Here is a 16,268-nt window from a genome sequence, read left to right as displayed (position 1 = left end):
CTGACTGTTCACTCCACGGAGACGCGATGAAACGATTGCTGGCGCTGACGGCCCTGGTTTTGCTGGGTGGCTGCGCGATGTTCAGGTCCAGTCCCATGCCCGCGGCTGCGGCTACCGCGCCGGCGCGGGCGGCTGGCCTGGCCGACGCCAACGGCGTGCCGATCGAGCGCGTACCGTACCGGGTGGGCGTGTCCTCGAACACGGTGGAACAGTTGGCGCGGCAGCATGCCTGCCTTGGCGCCGGCGGCGCCGGCCTGGTGACCACGGAAGGGCCGGTCGAGATTTATCGCATGCAATGTGCCGACGGCAAGGTGTTCATGGCGCGCTGCGAGCTGCGCCAATGCCGCAAGATGTAGCACCGTAGTGGGCTGCGGAAGGGCACTTGCTGTCCCATGGTTGCCTTGACGTAAGTCAAGGTGAAGCCGCTGAATGAATGGTGTATATTGGCAGGTTTAGTGACTGACCAGTCATTTTTTTTGGCGGGCTCTTCGGCCTGCCGATTCCTTCATTTTATCCATGAATCCACTTTCCGCCCAATTCGACCGGATCGACCCGCGCCGGATCTATCTCCAGCGTTTCCTGTTGCTGTGCCTCTTCCTTTGCTACCCGCTCTCGCGCATGGTGCCGGTGGCCTGGGGCTGGGAAAACGGGGTCGTGGAAAATACCCAGGTCGTGGTCTTGCTGGCCGGCCTGTTCTTCGCCGCGCGCGCCTGGCTGCGCGGCCCGAACGATGTGCGCTCGGCGCTGGCCCTGTGCGCGATTCCGATCTGGATGATCCTGGCCGGCCGCGAACTGAGCTGGGGCGCCGTGTTCCTGCCGCCGCTGGGCTTTACCCCCGACGGTCCGGTGTACTCGTCGAGCATCCTGTCCTACCGGCCGGCGGTTCCCTTCGTGGCCGGTTTGCTGGTGCTGGCTTCCCTGGTCATCGGCTGGCGCCGCGGCGTGCATCGCCACCTCAAGAATATCGTCGCGCACCGCGCCTTCCCCTGGCTGTGCGTGCTCATCGTGCTCGGCGCCGCGCTCGGTTCGACCATCGGGGAGGGGCATCTGCCCAGCTTTGCACGTGACCTGGTCAAGCGTTCGGAAGTGCTGGAAGAAATGGCCGAATGCGTGGGCTACCTGGCGATGGTGACGGCGCAAAGCGTACTGCTGCGCTTCAAGGCTCCGGCGCTGGCCGGTGCGCGTACGGTAGAAGCCTGATCCGGCGTACTCCTTCATGCAAATGAATTCGTCCGTGCGCCTGCAGCGCATCTTGCTGCTGTGCCTGTTGCTCTGTTATCCGCTGTCGCTCGTCATTCCGCTGGCGTGGAGCTTCGAAAACGGGATCATCGAAAATGCCCAGGTAGCGGTCTTGCTGGCCGGTCTGGTGCTGGCCGGCCGTGCCTGGCGGCGCGGTTCAAGGGACGGCGCCGCCATGCTGGGCCTGTGCGCGCTGCCGGTCTGGTTCCTGCTGGCCAGCCGCGAACTGAGCTGGGGCGCCGTGTTCCTGCCGCCGCTGGGCTTCGGACCCGAAGGGCCGGTGTTTTCGTCGCGCGTGCTGCCTTACCGGCCGCTGGTGCCGGCGATTGCCGGCTTGCTGGTGCTGGCGTCCCTGGTCGTTGGCTGGCGCCATGGCGTGCACCGTTACCTGAAGCGCGTCGTCGCCGGCGGCGGTTTTCCGTGGCTGTGCGTGGTGATCGTGCTGGGCGCCGCGCTCGGTTCGACGGCGGGCGAGGGCCACGTGCCGGCGTTTGCGCGCGACTGGGTGGCGCATTCGCAGGCGTTGGAAGAGTTGTGCGAGCTGGTGGGGTATGTGGCGCTGGTGCTGGCGCAGGGTGTGGTGCTGCGCTACAGGGCGCCGGTGAAGACGCCTGTATCGAAGCGCGCCGCCGAGAGTATCAACTAGGCTGCGCCGCTCAAGTATTGGTTTCGTGTAGAGTGGGCGGGTCTCCCGTCCACGCGTTCGACCTGCGCATGCTTTACCACGGTGCTTCTTTGGTTTGAACGCGTGGACGGCGAAGCCGTCCACCCTACGGAGACCCACGTGAGCACGCACACCGTCTGCACCATCGGCCATTCGAACCAGTCCATCGAGGAATTCATCGCGCTGCTGCGCCTGAACGAGGTCGAGTGCGTGCTCGATATCCGCACCGTTCCCAAGTCGCGCCATAATCCGCAGTTCGGGCAAGACCAGTTGCCGGCCTCGCTGAAGGAAGCCGGCATCGCCTACCGTCAGATTCCCGGCCTGGGCGGGCTGCGCCGTCCGCGCCCGGATTCGCCCAACGGCGGCTGGCGCAATACCTCGTTCCAGGGCTACGCAGACTACATGCAGACGCCGGAATTCAACAGGAACGTCGACCTGGTGGTCGACCTGGCCGAGACCACGCGCTGCGCCCTGATGTGCGCCGAAGCCGTGCCCTGGCGCTGCCACCGTTCGCTGGTGGGCGATGCGCTGCTGGTGCGCGGCGTGGAGGTGGAAGACATCATCGGCAAACAAAAACGGCGTCCGCACAAGCTGACGCCGTTCGCGCAGGTGGAAGGCACCCGCATCATCTACCCGCCCGAAGGGGGCGAGCAGCTGGGACTCGATCTCTGATTACGCGGTCGGCGGCACGTAGCCAACCGCCTGGTCTGCGCCTTCGCCGAAGAAGTGCTTTTCCATCTGCGTGGCCAGGTACTTGCGCGCGCGGTCGTCGGCCAGGTTCAGGCGGTTTTCGTTGATCAGCATGGTCTGGTGCTTCAGCCATGCCTGCCAGGCTTCCTTCGAAACCTGCATGTAGAGCTTCTTGCCCATTTCGCCTGGCACAGGCGGGAAGTCCAGGCCTTCGGCTTCCTTCTTGAGTTTGATGCAATTGACGGTGCGGGCCATGGTTCTGCTCCTGATGTTCGATGTAAAAACAGCGATTATAAAGTCTTGATGAAAATCTGACTCTTGCGCTGCCAGTTATACATGTGGGCGCGGTCCTTCGGCAGGTCGTCCACGGTGGCCGGCTGGAAGCCGCGCTTCTTGAACCAGTGCGCGGTGCGCGTGGTCAGCACGAACAGCTTGGTCAGCCCGGCGGCGCGCGCGCGGTTTTCCATGTGCTTCAGGATGCGCTCGCCGTCGCCCTGGGCCTGCACGTCGGGATTCACGGTCAGGCAGGCCATCTCGCCCATCTTCGCGTCCGGGAAGGGATACAGCGCCGCGCAGCCGAAGATCACGCCATCGTGCTCGATGACCGAGAACTGTTCGATCTCGCGCTCGATCAGCTCGCGCCCGCGGTAGACCAGCGTGCCGTCGGCTTCCAGCGGTTCGATGAGCTTGATAATTCCGCCGACGTCCTCAATTGTGGCCTGGCGCAGGCTTTCCAGGTTCTCGTGGCTGATCATGGTGCCCACGCCGTCGTGGGTGAACAGTTCGAGCAGGGCCGAGCCGTCCATCTGGAAGGGCACGATGTGGGCGCGGTCGACACCGCTGTTGCAGGCCTTGACCGCATGCTGCAGGTAGAACGAGGCGTCCTGCGGCAGGAAACCGGCCTGCAGTACCGCTTCGGCCTGGTGCGAGGACAGTTCGCGGATCTCGGCGCCGGCGGCATCCGTCATCATCGGCGTTTCGGTAATGTAGATCAGCTTGTCGGCATGAAGGGCGATGGCGGCCGAGGCGGCCACGTCTTCCATGGTGAGGTTGAACACCTCGCCGGTCGGCGAGAAGCCCAGCGGCGACAGCAGCACCAGGTTGTCTTCGGTCTGCAGGATCGGGGCGATCTTGTCGGCCGCGATCTTGCGCGTCATGCCGGTGAGTTCGAAGTCGACGCCGTCGATCACGCCGAGCGGGCGGGCGATCACGAAGTTACCCGACACGATGCTGATCTGTGCGTTCGACATCGGCGTGTTCGGCAAGCCCTGGCTGAAGGCGGCCTCGATGTCGAGACGCAGTTCGCCCGCGGCTTCCTTGGCGCATTCCATGGCGGCGGTGTCGGTGATGCGCACGCCGTTGTGGAAGCGGCCCTCGACATTGCGCAGGCCGAGCTGCTCGGCGACTTGCGGACGCGAACCGTGCACCAGCACGATGCGGATGCCGAGTGCGACCAGCAGGGACAGGTCTTGCGCGAGTACCGGCAGGGCGCCGGCGGCCACGAGTTCACCCGGGAAAGCGACGACGAAAGTCTTGCCGCCAAATGCATGAATATACGGCGCGACAGAGCGCAGCCACTGGACGAATTGGGTAGGGTTTTCCATTTGCCGCATTATAATTCGCTGCGCGACTTGCGCACCAAATACCTCGTAAAAACAATGTCTGAACAGAGTAACAAGCCTTCGCCGGACGCGGCGCGCGCAGCACCTTCACCTTCTCCATCGACCGCATCGCATCAGCATGCGAAAGGCGAGTTGCGCGCGCCGATGACGCAGACGCCGGATGGGCGTTTGCAGACGAAAGGCGAGCGCCGGCATGCGGGCGAGGGTGGTGCGCAGCAAGGCAAGCGTGCCGAACGCGCGCCACGTCCACCACAGGGCGAGCGCAGCGAACGTGCGCCGCGTCCTCCGCGCGACGAGACGAAAGCCCCGCGCGCACCGCGCGTGCGCAATCCGCTACCGCCAATTACCTATCCCGAGGACCTGCCGGTATCCGGCCGCCGCGCCGAGATCGCCAAGGCGCTGACCGAACACCAGGTCGTCATCGTCTCGGGCGAAACCGGTTCCGGCAAGACCACCCAGCTGCCGAAGATCTGCCTGGAGCTGGGCCGCGGCGAGAACGCGCTGATCGGCCATACCCAGCCGCGCCGTATCGCCGCGTCCTCGACGGCCAAGCGCATCGCCCAGGAACTCGGTTCGCCGCTGGGCGAGCACGTGGGCTTCAAGGTGCGTTTCAACGACACCCTGCAGCCGGGCGCCTCGGTGAAGCTGATGACCGACGGTATCCTGCTGGCCGAAACCCAGACCGATCCGCTACTGCGCGCCTACGACACCATCATCATCGACGAGGCGCACGAACGCAGCCTGAACATCGACTTCCTGCTCGGCTACCTGAAGCAGCTGCTGCCGCGCCGTCCGGACCTGAAGATCATCATCACGTCGGCGACCATCGACGCCGAGCACTTCGCGCGCCACTTTGCCCAGGAAGGCAAGCCGGCGGTGCCGGTCATCGAGGTCTCGGGCCGCCTGTACAAGGTGGAAGTGCGTTATCGCCCCGTGGACCGTGACCCCGTGGTCGTGGGCGGCGGCGTCGACAACAAGCCTGCCCCTAAGGCGCAGCAGGCGCGCGACAAGCGCGACCTGATCGATGCCGTGGTCGACGGCGTGGATGAACTCTGCCGCATCGGCCAGGGCGACGTGCTGGTCTTCCTGCCGGGCGAGCGCGAGATCCGCGACTGTGCGGAAGCCTTGCGCAAGCAGCATCCGCCGCACGTCGAGATCCTGCCGCTGTTCGCACGCCTGTCGGTGGAAGAGCAGGACAAGGTGTTCCGCACCACGAATGCGCGCCGCATCGTCCTGGCCACCAACGTGGCCGAGACCTCGCTGACCGTGCCCGGCATCCGCTATGTGGTCGACGCGGGCCTGGCGCGCGTAAAACGCTACAGCTTCCGCAACAAGGTCGAGCAGCTGCAGGTGGAACCGATCGCGCAGTCGGCCGCGAACCAGCGCGCCGGCCGTTGCGGCCGCGTGGCCGATGGCGTCTGCATCCGCCTGTACGAGGAAGACGATTTCCTGCAGCGGCCGAAGTTCACCGAGCCGGAAATCCTGCGCTCGTCGCTGGCGGCCGTCATCCTGCGCATGAAGTCGCTGCACCTGACAGATGTCGAGACCTTCCCCTTCATCGAACCGCCGCAGGGCCGTGCGATCGCCGACGGCTACCAGCTGCTGCAGGAAGTCGGCGCCGTCGACGACACCAACGAGCTGACGCCGCTGGGCCGCAAGCTCGCGCGCCTGCCGCTCGACCCGCGCGTAGGCCGCATGATCCTGGCCGCCGTGGACAACGACTGCCTGAACGAGATGCTGATCATCGCCTCGGCCCTGTCGGTGCAGGACCCGCGCGACCGGCCGATGGAGTACCAGCAGCAGGCCGACGAGAAGCACAAGAAGTTCGCCGACGAGAAGTCCGAATTCAACAGCTACCTGAAGATCTGGGCCTGGTTCGAGGATGCCATCGCGCACAAGAAGTCGAACCGCCTGCTGCAGGAGAACTGCCGCGCCAACTTCCTGTCGCAGGTGCGCCTGCGCGAATGGCGCGACGTGCACTCGCAATTGCTGACCATCGTGCGCGAGCAGGGCTGGCGCCTGAACGCGGCGGCCGCCACCTACGACCAGCTGCACCTGGCGCTGCTGACTGGCCTGCTGGGGAACATCGGCTTCAAGGGCGAGGACGAGCCGGGTGCGGGTTACCTGGGCGCGCGCGGCATCAAGTTCCACGTGTGGCCGGGTTCCTCGCTGGTGAAGAAACCGGGCAAGTGGATCATGGCGGCCGAGCTGGTCGAGACCACGCGCCTGTACGCGCGCACCGTGGCGCAGATCCAGCCCGAATGGCTGGAAAAGATCGGCGGGCACCTGCTGAAAAAATCCTGGGGCGAGCCGCGCTGGGAAAAGCGTCCGGCCCAAGTGAGCGCGCTGGAACGCGCGACCCTGTACGGCATCGTGGTCTACAGCGGCCGGCGCATCAACTATGCGCTGCACAACGCGTATGAAGCGCGCGAGATTTTCATCCGCGATGCGCTGGTCGCCGGCGACTACGACACGCGCCTTCAGTTCTACGCGCATAACCTGAAGCTGATCAAGGAAATCGAGAACCTCGAACACAAGTCGCGGCGCCAGGACGTGCTGGTGGACGACCAGCTGATCGCGGCCTTCTACGACGCCGAGATTCCGAAGGACGTGGTGAACGGCGCCGGTTTCGAGAAGTGGTACAAGGACGCGGCGCGCGACAACCCGAAGCTGCTGTTCCTGAACCGCGAAGAGTTGATGCGCCACGAAGCGGCCGGCGTCACCACCGAGCTGTTCCCGAAGACGATGAACGTCACCGGCATCGAGATGGGCCTGTCCTATCACTTCGAGCCGGGCAGCCTGCGCGACGGCGTGACGCTGTCGGTGCCGCTGTTCGCGCTGAACCAGATTCCGCAGGAGCGCGCGGCCTGGCTGGTGCCGGGCATGCTCAAGGAACGCGTGCACCTGATGCTGAAATCCCTGCCGCAGAAGCTGCGCCGCCACTGCGTGCCGCTGCCGGACTACGCGGCGCGTTTCGTCGAGCGCATCCATGCGGCCGGCGTGTTCGGGCGCGGCGACCTGGTCGACGTGCTGATTGCGGACGTGCGCGCCGAGACCGGTGTGAACGTGCTGACCGGCGACTTCAAACTCGAGACCCTGCCGGCCCACCTGTTCATGAACTTCAAGGTGATCGACGAGCATGGGCGCCAGCTCGACATGGGGCGCAACCTGGCATCGCTGCAGGCCGAGCTGGGCGCCCAGGCGCGCGAGAGCTTCCAGAAGATGGCGGAAGCGGCGCCGGCAGCCGTGGGCGGCTTGCGTCCGAATGTGGCGACACCGGCAGCCTGGGGCAAGGGCAAGGGGCAGGCCTCGCCGCTGGCGCCTGCTGCTGCGCCTGTGCCGGCGCCCCAGGGTAAAGGGAAGGGAGCGCAAGCATCGGCCAGCGCTCCTGCTGCCGCTGCGGCGCCGGCCGTCAGCCAGCACACGGGGCTTACCAGCTGGAGTTTCGGCGAGCTGCCCGAGCTGTTGGAGATCAAGCAGGGCAAGCTGACGCTGATCGGCTTCCCGGCTTTGGTCGACAAGGGGAATCACTGCGACATCGAGGTGTTCGACGATCCGAACGTGGCGGCGCGCACCCACCGCATCGGCCTGCGCCGCTTGTTCGCGCTGCAACTGAAGGATCAACTGAAGTTTGCCGAGAAGAACATCCCGGGGCTGCAAGGCATGGGCATGCAGTTCATGACGGTGGGTTCGCAGGAAGAGCTGCGCGACCAGATCATCCAGAAGGCCATCGACATCGCCTGCCTGCAGGACCCGCTGCCGCACGATGCCGCGTCGTTCAACAAGCGCAAGGACGAGGGCAAGGGGCGGATTGGCTTGCTGATCAACGAGATCGCGCGCCTGGTGGGGGCTATCCTGGCGGAGTTCCATGGCATGCCGAAGCGGCTGAATGGGCTGGCGGCGCCGGTTGCGGCCGACATGCAGGCGCAGTTGCAGGGACTGGTGCACAAGCGCTTCATTGCCGATAACGAGTACAGCCAGCTGGCGCACTTCCCGCGTTACCTGAAGGCGATGAACGTGCGCCTGGAAAAGCTGCGCGGCAATCCCTCGCGCGATGCGCAGTTGATGGCGGAATGGCAGAACGCGGCCAGCCAGTACCAGCGCATCGTCAAGCAGCCGGGCAAGAGTTTGGACCCGCGCATGACGGAGTACCGCTGGATGCTCGAAGAGCTGCGCGTGTCCTTGTTTGCGCAGGAGCTGAGGACGCCGATGCCGGTGTCGGCCAAGCGCTTGCAGAAGGTGTGGGAGTCGATGATTCGTTAAAGACGTCTTCGCCCTGCGGCCTCAACCATACGGTGGGCACCCGTGCCCACGCGGTTACGTGCTCTTCCGGCGTCCGCTGCGTTGATGCGCCGCTCCGGAACGCCTGCGATATTGCTGGCGCTAGCTGAACGCTTTTGGATGCCGTGTTGGTGTGATGGAGCTGCGTCGCCGAAAGGAGCCAACGTTGCGCATCGTTCCGCGTGGGCACGGGGTGCCTACGCCGGCCGCGCCCACCTTACGGTCGACACTGGCGGCTCGCGGAACCTCCGCCACCGAACCCGGTGGCGGATATGTAGGCTCTTCTCAGCCGATATTGCTGCCCCTGATCTTGCTCAGGTCCTTGTCGTCGCCCAGGTTGCCCGGCCGCGGATCGACGCTGCCGCCACCGCCGGTGCCCAGTGCCGAATCATCGCTGATGCCCGTGCCGCTGCCCGCGCCCATGCTCGACGCCGAGCCGCTCAGGCCGCCCACGGTGCCGCTCATCACCACGCCCGGCCCCATGGTCGGGGCGCCGCCGCGGGCCGGGTCGGTGCCGTAGAAGCTGTGGATCTGGCTGGCCCAGCTCATGTCGGCCATGTCGGGCCAGGAATCCTTGTTGAAGCCGGGCGCCGTTTTCAGGCGCTCCTTTTCGACGTTCAGCACGAAGCGCTTGTTGGCGGTGTCGAGGTGCAGGGCTTGCCAGGGCACGGCGAACAGTTTTTCGCCCAGGCCGAGGAAGCCGCCAAAGGCGAGCACGGCATAGGCCACCTGGCCGCTGTTCATGTCGAGCATGATTTCCTTGATGTCGCCGAGGTCTTCTTCCGCACCGTTGACGACACCATCGCCGATCAGCGTGTCGGCGCCCATCAGCGAGGGGCCGGGCCCGGCGCCGCTGGTGTCCTTGTACATCCCATATTTGTCACGATCTGCGTAGCCCATCTCGTTCTCCCTGGTCTGGTTTGGAAAATATGGCTGCAAGCGCTTGCCTGTCGAGGATAGGGGCCGGCCTTGCGGCACCCATGATATGGCTCAATCGTGCCAGGGCGCGCGCGCTTGCCTGTCACGCCAGCGTCATCGACGCATGTCTAAGATAGCGCTATGCGCGCTGGCGCACAGAAGAAACTCGACTGTGTAGTTATTTTGCCAAGTAATGTTCCGGAGGCTAAAGAGATGACCGTCACTTCGCGCTGCAACCACCCTGGCCCACTGGGCAAACTGATTCCGACCCGCTCGATCTCGTCGCTGCTGACGCGCCTGCTGCGCAAGCGCTGAACGAGCAGGACTTCACGCAAGCCGCGCAGGGGTGTTCAAACCCCTTGGCGCGGCCGCTCCTGCTCCCGCTTTACGGATTGCCCGCTCCGCCCGCCACGCCATACACCTGCCCGGTCGTGTAGCTCGACTCGTCCGCCGCCAGCGTCACGAACGCCAGCGCCAATTCGGCCGGCTGGCCCGGACGGCCCATCGGCGATTCTTCCCCGAACTTCTTCAGGTTTTCCGGCGTCTGCCCGCCGCACACCTGCAATGGCGTCCAGATCGGCCCCGGCGCGATCGCGTTCACGCGGATGCCCTTCTTGCCCAGCTGCTTGGCCAGCGACTTGGTGAACGCCACCTGGGCCGACTTGGTCGACGCATAATCCAGCAGGTTCTCCGAAGGGCTGTAGGCCTGCACCGAAGCGGTGTTGATGATGCAGCTGCCCTGCTTCAGGTGCGGAATCGCGGCCTTGGTAATCCAGAACATCGCGTACACGTTGGTCTTGAAGGTCCAGTCGAACTGCTCGGTCGTCAGGTCGAGGATGGAATCGTGCGACTGCTGGCGCGCCGCGTTGTTGACCAGGATATCGAGCCCGCCCAGCTGGCGCACCGCTTCAGCCACGAGCTTCCGGCAAAAGGCTTCGTCGCGGATGTCGCCGGGAATCGCCACCGCCTTGCGGCCGGCATCCTGGATCAGTTTCACGACTTCGCGCGCATCCGCTTCCTCGGCCGGCAGGTAGTTGATGGCGACGTCGGCGCCTTCGCGCGCAAACGCAATCACCGCTGCGCGGCCGATGCCGGAATCGCCGCCGGTGACCAGCGCCTTGCGGCCGGCCAGGCGTCCGCTGCCGCGGTAGGTGGTTTCGCCGTGGTCGGGGCGCGGGTTCATCTTGCTGGCCAGCGCGGGCCAGGGCTGCGACTGCACGGCGAAGGGCGGCTTCGGATAGTTGGCTGCGGCGGCCTTGGCGCGGCCGGCGGGCGGCTGGCCGGGTGCGGCATCGCCGGGCTGGGCCAGCGCCGAAGACGTGCCGACTGCGGCAGCCGATGCGGCAAGGCCGGTGGCGACGGTGCTGACGAAACGGCGGCGCGCTGGTTGTGCATCGTCGGCCGGCTTCTTGTTGTTCGAATCCATGTGTGCTCCTGGGTTGGAAAGAATGGCGCTGCCTGGGGTGGAAGCGGCTCTGATCGATGGTAGCCATTCCCGGCAGAGTGCGGCATACGGTAGGCGTGAGCGCCAATGCAAACCCGGCCGATCGGGTAGACTGCCGGGTTCAGCAACGAGCGGGCGGCAAGCAGTGAAACGAATAACGGTCATCGCGGCGCTGGCAGGCGCCGTTCTCCTGGGCGGCGGCGCAGCCTGGTACTTCACGAACAGCGGCGACGCCAGCGCACCGCGCCGCGCCTTGCTGCCGCTGCCGGTGGCGGCGACCCAGCCCGCATGGACGGCGCGCGTAGCGCCGATCGCTGGCGACGGCGTCAACGGCGTGGTCGATGGCGGCACCGCCCTCAGCCGCTTCAGCGACCCCTTCGGCGTGGTGGCCGACGTGAAGGGCAACGTCTTCATCGCCGATGGCGGCGACAGCAACCGCATCCGCCGCATCGGTGTGGACGGCGTGGTCGGCACCTACGCCGGCGGGCGCGAAGGCTTTGCCGACGGCGTGCGGGAGGCGGCCGCCTTCAATACCCCGTCCGCGCTGGCGCTGGACCGCGCCGGCAATCTGTACGTGGCCGACACCGGCAACCACGCGATCCGCAAGATCGCGCGCGACGGCAGCGTCACCACGCTTGCCGGCGACGGCCAGCCCGGCTACCTCGACGGCATCGGCCGCACCGCGCGCTTCAACGGGCCGGTGGGCGTGGCGGTCGACCGGGGCGGCAACGTCTTCGTGGCCGACACCTACAACGACCGCATCCGCCGCATCGCGCCGGACGGCAGCGTCACCACCGTGGCCGGGAATGGCCAGCCGGGCGGCGCCGATGGCATGGCGGCAAGCGCAGGCTTCGATACGCCGGTTGGCATCGCGGTCGACAAGGCCGGCACGCTGTTCGTGGCCGATACCGGCAACAATGCGATTCGCCGCATCGGCGCCGACGGTATGGTGACGACGATCGCAGCGCCCATTCCCGGCGAGCCGAAACCGGTCCTGACCCGGCCCGCCGGGCTGGCGCTGACGGAGGATGGCTACCTGTACGTGTCGAGCGGCGCGGGCGGACGCATCGTCCAGCTCGCGCCGAACGGGGACTACCATGCGCTGCTCGACACCGACCGTCCGCCGGCAATCAGCTATGGCAGCGACGGCACGGTGCGCCTGTTCGGGCCGCGCGGCATTGCCGTGCGCCGCGACGGCAGCCTGGTGGTGGCCGATGCCCAGGCCTTACGCGTGTTCTCGCTGGCCGCGCCGCGCGCCGGCGAAGCGGTACCGAAGCCGCTGCCGGCGGCGCCGGTGACGCGCACCGAGCCGATGCCCTGGCCGGTGGGGCCGCAAACCGAAGTGCATGAAGTCGTCGGCGTGATGGGCGAGGTGCGCGGCAGCTACGATGGCGAAAGCCGGCACCACTTCCATGCGGGCCTCGACATCCGCGCCGACGTCGGTTCGCGCGTGCTGGCCATCGTGCCGTCGAAGATCGGCGATCCGTATCCAAACTGGGCGTTCGGGTCGCTGGTGGAGGGCATGAGCGTCGGGCCGCTGTCGTACATCCACATGCGTGTGGGGCGCGAGAGCAACGGCAAGGCGCTCGATCCGCGCTTCCACATGCTGCTCGATGCGCGCGGCAAGCCGGAGCGCGTGCGCGTTCAGCGCGGCACCCGCTTTGCCGTGGGCGATGCGCTCGGCACCATCAACCCGATGGCGCACGTGCACATGGAGCATTACCCGGCCGGCGCGCCGTCGAATCCGCTGCTGCTGCCGTTCATCGGCCTGCGCGACACGATTGCGCCGACGATCAACGGCATCGCGCTGTATGACGGCGGCGGGCGGCGCATCAAGGCGGCGCGCAAGGGCGAGCCGCTGCGCATCGAGCGCGCGCTGGGCGACGTGAACATCGTGGTCGATGCCTACGACCAGATGGATGGCAACCTGGCGCGCCGGCGCCTGGGTTTGTACAAGCTGGGCTACCAGGTGCTGCGGGCGGATGGGACGCCGGTGGCCGGTTTCGAGCAGCCCTTGATCACGCAGGTGTACGACCGCCTGCCGCGCGAGCAGGAGGCGGTAAAGCTGATGTATGCCGACAGCAGCGGCATCACGGTGTATGGCAGCAAGGCCACGCGCTTTGCTTACGCGGTGAGTAATACGCTGCAGGGCGGGCAGGCATTGCCGGGGAGCTGGAAGGTGGGCGGCCTGGCGCCGGGGGAGTATATCTTGCGGGCGTATGTGGCCGACTACGCGGGGCTAGTGGCCACGGAAGGGCGGGATTTGCCGGTAATCGTGGAGTAGCGTGGACGGGTTTCCCCATCCACGCGTTCAACGACCACATGAACATCGCGCGGCTATTTGACTGCTGGCTGAACGCGTGGGCACAGGGCGCCCACCCTACGTATGCGTGCACCTGTGGCCGATGCGATCGTAGGGTGGGCACTCCGTGCCCACGCGGTCAACGGTCAATGAATACCGCCACGATTGTTTGAATTCCAGTTGAACGCGTGGACGGCAAAGCCGCCTTTCGTGGCCCGGTCCACCCTACGAGGCTACGGTATAACGAATCAGCGCAGCAGCTTCAGCCCGGGCGGCAGCGCCTCGCCCAGCATCCGCGTCTGGCTGGCCTGGTCCAGCTCCACCACCTCGCGCACCATCGCCGTCCACGACGCGGGCGCACCAGTTGCGCCGAGACGGCGCAGCACCTCCAGCCGCACCGGCTCCGACACGTCGCGCGAGCGGTCGCCCGTCATGCGCGCGATGTGGGTGGCGGCAAAGCCCGCCGGCTCGATTTTCTTCCAGTCCAGCTTCAGCAATTTGCCCAGCCATTCCTCGGCGACTTCCGCTGGCGCCACTTCGTGCGCGCTGCCATGGAAGGACTGGCGCGCACCGACGCGGCCGAGCGCCCACAGGTAGCGCGTATGGCTTGCCGCCGTCTTTGCATCGAGCCTGGCGCCGCCCGATGGAATCGCCTCGATCTGCTCCATCATCCAGTTGCCGATCTCCGCCTTGTAGGCCGAGGGAATGCGCTCCAGCGAAGCACCCAGGCGCAGCATGTCCTCCTCGCTGCCGTCGACCAGCGTGATCGGGCGCTTGCCGCGTTCGAATGCATCGGCCTGCAGGTTGAACGCAAAGTCGTCAAGCAGACGCAGTTGCGCTTCGGTGTCGAGGCCACCGGCCACGCGGCGCCAAAGGGTCCACCACTCGGCACGCACCTGGCTGTCCTTGTGGTACTGCACGCCGGTCCCGAACATGGCCCACAATTGCTCGATGCGCCAGCCGTCGAGCGGGTGGCCGAAGCCGGGGCGCAGGCTGTAGCCGGCCAGGTTCAGCCAGGCGCGTTCGTGTTCGCTTGAGCGGCGGCGGCCCTTGGCGCGCTCCATCAAGGCGTCGAACAGGCGGCGCAGCAAGGGCGTGGCCCAGCCTTCGCGCCGGCCCAGCAGGTGTTCCAGGCTGGCGCGCAGCTGGCGTACTTCCTTGGTGTCGACCTGCTTCGAGCGGGTGCCGAAGATGCGGTCGATCTTGTCGATGGCGGCGCCGAGTTGCGGCGGCAGGGTGTCTTCTTCCGGCGTTTCCAGCACTTCGCCGCCTTCGGCTTCGCGCAACTGGAAAGCCAATTGCCAGCGCTGGCCATCGGCGGCAACGCAATGCACTTCCAGCGAACCGACTTCGCTTAGCGTCGCCGCCAGTTGCACCGGGATGTCGCTCAGGGCCGCGGCGCCGGGTGCGGCGCGCAGCACGGTGGCGATCGGCGGCAGGCGCACCACGTCGCCCGGCGGCAGGTCGACCAGCGCGCCGGGCTGCGGCGCCGCGCCGGCATCGGCAATCGTCGACACCAGGTGGAAGCGCACCGGCCGTCCCAGGCGCAGCGCGAACGTGCGTTCATGCAGCAGGACTTCAGTGGCAGCCGGCGTCCCGCGCGGCAGCAGGCAGACCGCGCGCAGGGCGCCGCCGCTGGCACGTTCGCCTTCCAGCAGCAGGTAGTAGCTGCGCGCCGCACCGCTTTCGATGGATGGCGCCTGGCCCTGGCGCGCCAGCGAATAGGCGACGCCGCCGCGCGCCACGGCCACGTCCGGGTTCTCGTTGTGCAGGACCGTGAGCGGGGCGCCGCGCCATTGCGCCAGCACCGTGGCCAGGCGCTCGGCCAGCGCCGCGCCACGGAACACACCGCCGTTCAGCAACAGGGTGTCGGGCACAGGCAAGCGCTCATCATTGTCGGGCAGTCCGAGTGCTGCGCGCGCCGCCGCCGCGTGCTGGCGCAGGAAGCCCGCCAGATGGCGCGTGACGGCCGGGTCGCTCGCATACGGCAGGCCGAATTCGACGATGCCGGCGCGGGCGCGCCGTGCGCCTTCCTGTTCCGCGTTGAGCGGGAAGAAGCCATCCAGCACCACGCGCTCGATGTCGTCGCGGCGCAGGTCGGCCTTGCGGCTGCCACCGATCAGGCGCGAGCCGGAGCCGAGCAGGGTGACGCTGACAAGCTCCTGCGCATCGGTCGCCAGCAGCTGCTCCTTGGCGGCGCGGCAGCGTTCGGTCAGCTGGGCCAGGCGCGCGGCCGACAAACGCTCGCGCGGCGCATTGTTTCCGAGAGCGTCGCCGGCCGCTTCGTTCATGCGCGCTTCGACCAGATGGGCGAGCGCCAGGTCCATGTTGTCGCCGCCGAGGATCAGGTGGTTGCCGACGCCGATGCGGGTGAGCGTCGGCTCGCCATCAACCAGTTCGACCTTGACCAGGCTGAAGTCGGTGGTGCCGCCGCCGACGTCGGCCACCAGTACCAGCCGCGTCTGCGCGAGGTCCTCGGCCAGCGTCGCGCGGTGGCGGTACAGCCAGTCGTACAGGGCAGCCTGCGGTTCTTCCAGAAGGCGCAGGTGCGGCAGGCCCGCCAGCCTGGCCGCTTCCAGGGTCAGCGCGCGTGCGCCTTCGTCGAACGAGGCCGGTACGGTCAGTACCAGTTCCTGTTGTTCGAGCGGCTGGGCGGGAAAACGGGTATTCCAGTTGGCGCGCAGGTGCGCCAGGTAGCTGGCGCTGGCGGCCACCGGCGACACCTTCGGCACGTCGGCCTCGGCGCCCCAGGGCAGGATAGCCGCCATGCGGTCGACGCCGGGATGCGAGAGCCAGCTCTTGGCGCTGGCCACCAGCCGGCCCGGCGTCGCGGCGCCGAGAGTGCGTGCCAGGCGGCCGACGGCAACCTGCTTGATACCGGCTACGTCGTCCTGCAGCCAGGGCAGCTGCAGTTCGCCGGCGGCCAGTTCGCCCTCAGCTGGATGGTAGCGGTTTGACGGCAGCAGCGGCGCGCCAGCCACTTCGCCCGGCGCCACCAGTTGGTCAATGGCGAACAGTTCTACCTCGGCCGCGCCGGGCGCCGCATAAGCCAGCACCGTATTCGTGGTGCCGAGGTCGATGCTGACCAGCCAGGGTTTCACTGCTGAT

11 protein-coding genes are annotated in these 16,268 nt (G+C 66.9%); 6 read left to right on the top strand and 5 right to left on the bottom strand.

Annotated features, from left to right (window positions below):
• Positions 1 to 26 precede the first annotated feature (26 nt).
• The 4 genes from QWL29_RS18075 to QWL29_RS18060 all read left to right on the top strand — a co-directional run bounded on the left by QWL29_RS18075 (position 27) and on the right by QWL29_RS18060 (position 2,575).
• Positions 27 to 356, top strand: coding sequence for a hypothetical protein (locus QWL29_RS18075; RefSeq protein WP_305824269.1), 330 nt, complete (start codon positions 27 to 29; stop codon positions 354 to 356).
• Between the two features lie 160 nt (positions 357 to 516).
• Positions 517 to 1,200 (top strand): hypothetical protein, encoded by a 684-nt coding sequence (locus QWL29_RS18070; protein WP_305824268.1) that lies wholly within the window; start codon positions 517 to 519, stop codon positions 1,198 to 1,200.
• A gap of 16 nt (positions 1,201 to 1,216) precedes the next feature.
• A complete protein-coding gene (locus QWL29_RS18065) occupies positions 1,217 to 1,885 on the top strand; it encodes a hypothetical protein (RefSeq protein ID WP_305824267.1) in 669 nt (222 codons plus the stop codon).
• A gap of 138 nt (positions 1,886 to 2,023) precedes the next feature.
• On the top strand, positions 2,024 to 2,575 hold the full coding sequence (locus QWL29_RS18060) for a DUF488 domain-containing protein (RefSeq protein WP_305824266.1): 552 nt from the start codon (positions 2,024 to 2,026) through the stop codon (positions 2,573 to 2,575).
• Here the strand turns inward: QWL29_RS18060 and QWL29_RS18055 are convergent, their stop codons facing one another.
• Together QWL29_RS18055 and argA are read right to left on the bottom strand one after the other, a co-directional pair.
• Positions 2,576 to 2,848, bottom strand: coding sequence for an oxidative damage protection protein (locus QWL29_RS18055; RefSeq protein WP_229439260.1), 273 nt, complete (start codon positions 2,846 to 2,848; stop codon positions 2,576 to 2,578).
• A 35-nt stretch (positions 2,849 to 2,883) separates the two neighbouring features.
• Positions 2,884 to 4,197, bottom strand: a complete 1,314-nt coding sequence (gene argA, locus QWL29_RS18050) for an amino-acid N-acetyltransferase (RefSeq protein ID WP_305824265.1) — start codon at positions 4,195 to 4,197, stop codon at positions 2,884 to 2,886.
• 54 nt (positions 4,198 to 4,251) lie between these two features.
• Here argA and hrpA point away from each other — a divergent pair, with 54 nt between their 5' ends.
• On the top strand, positions 4,252 to 8,478 hold the full coding sequence (gene hrpA / locus QWL29_RS18045; protein WP_370663714.1) for an ATP-dependent RNA helicase HrpA: 4,227 nt from the start codon (positions 4,252 to 4,254) through the stop codon (positions 8,476 to 8,478).
• Between the two features lie 303 nt (positions 8,479 to 8,781).
• On the opposite strand, the gene QWL29_RS18040 is transcribed toward hrpA, so the two are convergent.
• A complete protein-coding gene (locus QWL29_RS18040) occupies positions 8,782 to 9,396 on the bottom strand; it encodes a PRC-barrel domain-containing protein (RefSeq protein WP_305824264.1) in 615 nt (204 codons plus the stop codon).
• A 403-nt stretch (positions 9,397 to 9,799) separates the two neighbouring features.
• The gene (locus QWL29_RS18035; RefSeq protein WP_305824263.1) at positions 9,800 to 10,840 is read right to left on the bottom strand and encodes an SDR family oxidoreductase; all 1,041 of its coding nucleotides are present in this window, start codon (positions 10,838 to 10,840) and stop codon (positions 9,800 to 9,802) included.
• Positions 10,841 to 11,003: 163 nt separating this feature from the next.
• On the opposite strand from QWL29_RS18035, the gene QWL29_RS18030 reads away from it, so the two are divergent.
• A complete protein-coding gene (locus tag QWL29_RS18030) occupies positions 11,004 to 13,142 on the top strand; it encodes an NHL repeat-containing protein (RefSeq protein ID WP_305824262.1) in 2,139 nt (712 codons plus the stop codon).
• Between the two features lie 266 nt (positions 13,143 to 13,408).
• Here QWL29_RS18030 and QWL29_RS18025 read toward each other — a convergent pair whose 3' ends face one another.
• Positions 13,409 to 16,261, bottom strand: coding sequence for an Hsp70 family protein (locus QWL29_RS18025; protein WP_305824261.1), 2,853 nt, complete (start codon positions 16,259 to 16,261; stop codon positions 13,409 to 13,411).
• Positions 16,262 to 16,268: the final 7 nt, after the last annotated feature.

The organism is Massilia brevitalea (assembly GCF_030711405.1).
Lineage (GTDB): Bacteria > Pseudomonadota > Gammaproteobacteria > Burkholderiales > Burkholderiaceae_D > Telluria > Telluria brevitalea.
The sequence above is the reverse complement of the archived record's forward strand: the minus strand, read 5'-3'. Positions and strand labels throughout refer to the sequence as shown.

Coding starts and splice junctions, on each gene's coding strand:
- QWL29_RS18075 (WP_305824269.1), top strand. CDS start 27: ATGAAACGATTGCTGGCGCTGACGGCCCTGGTTTTGCTGGGTGGCTGC.
- QWL29_RS18070 (WP_305824268.1), top strand. CDS start 517: ATGAATCCACTTTCCGCCCAATTCGACCGGATCGACCCGCGCCGGATC.
- QWL29_RS18065 (WP_305824267.1), top strand. CDS start 1,217: ATGCAAATGAATTCGTCCGTGCGCCTGCAGCGCATCTTGCTGCTGTGC.
- QWL29_RS18055 (WP_229439260.1), bottom strand. CDS start 2,848: ATGGCCCGCACCGTCAATTGCATCAAACTCAAGAAGGAAGCCGAAGGC.
- argA (WP_305824265.1), bottom strand. CDS start 4,197: ATGGAAAACCCTACCCAATTCGTCCAGTGGCTGCGCTCTGTCGCGCCG.
- hrpA (WP_370663714.1), top strand. CDS start 4,252: ATGTCTGAACAGAGTAACAAGCCTTCGCCGGACGCGGCGCGCGCAGCA.
- QWL29_RS18040 (WP_305824264.1), bottom strand. CDS start 9,396: ATGGGCTACGCAGATCGTGACAAATATGGGATGTACAAGGACACCAGC.
- QWL29_RS18035 (WP_305824263.1), bottom strand. CDS start 10,840: ATGGATTCGAACAACAAGAAGCCGGCCGACGATGCACAACCAGCGCGC.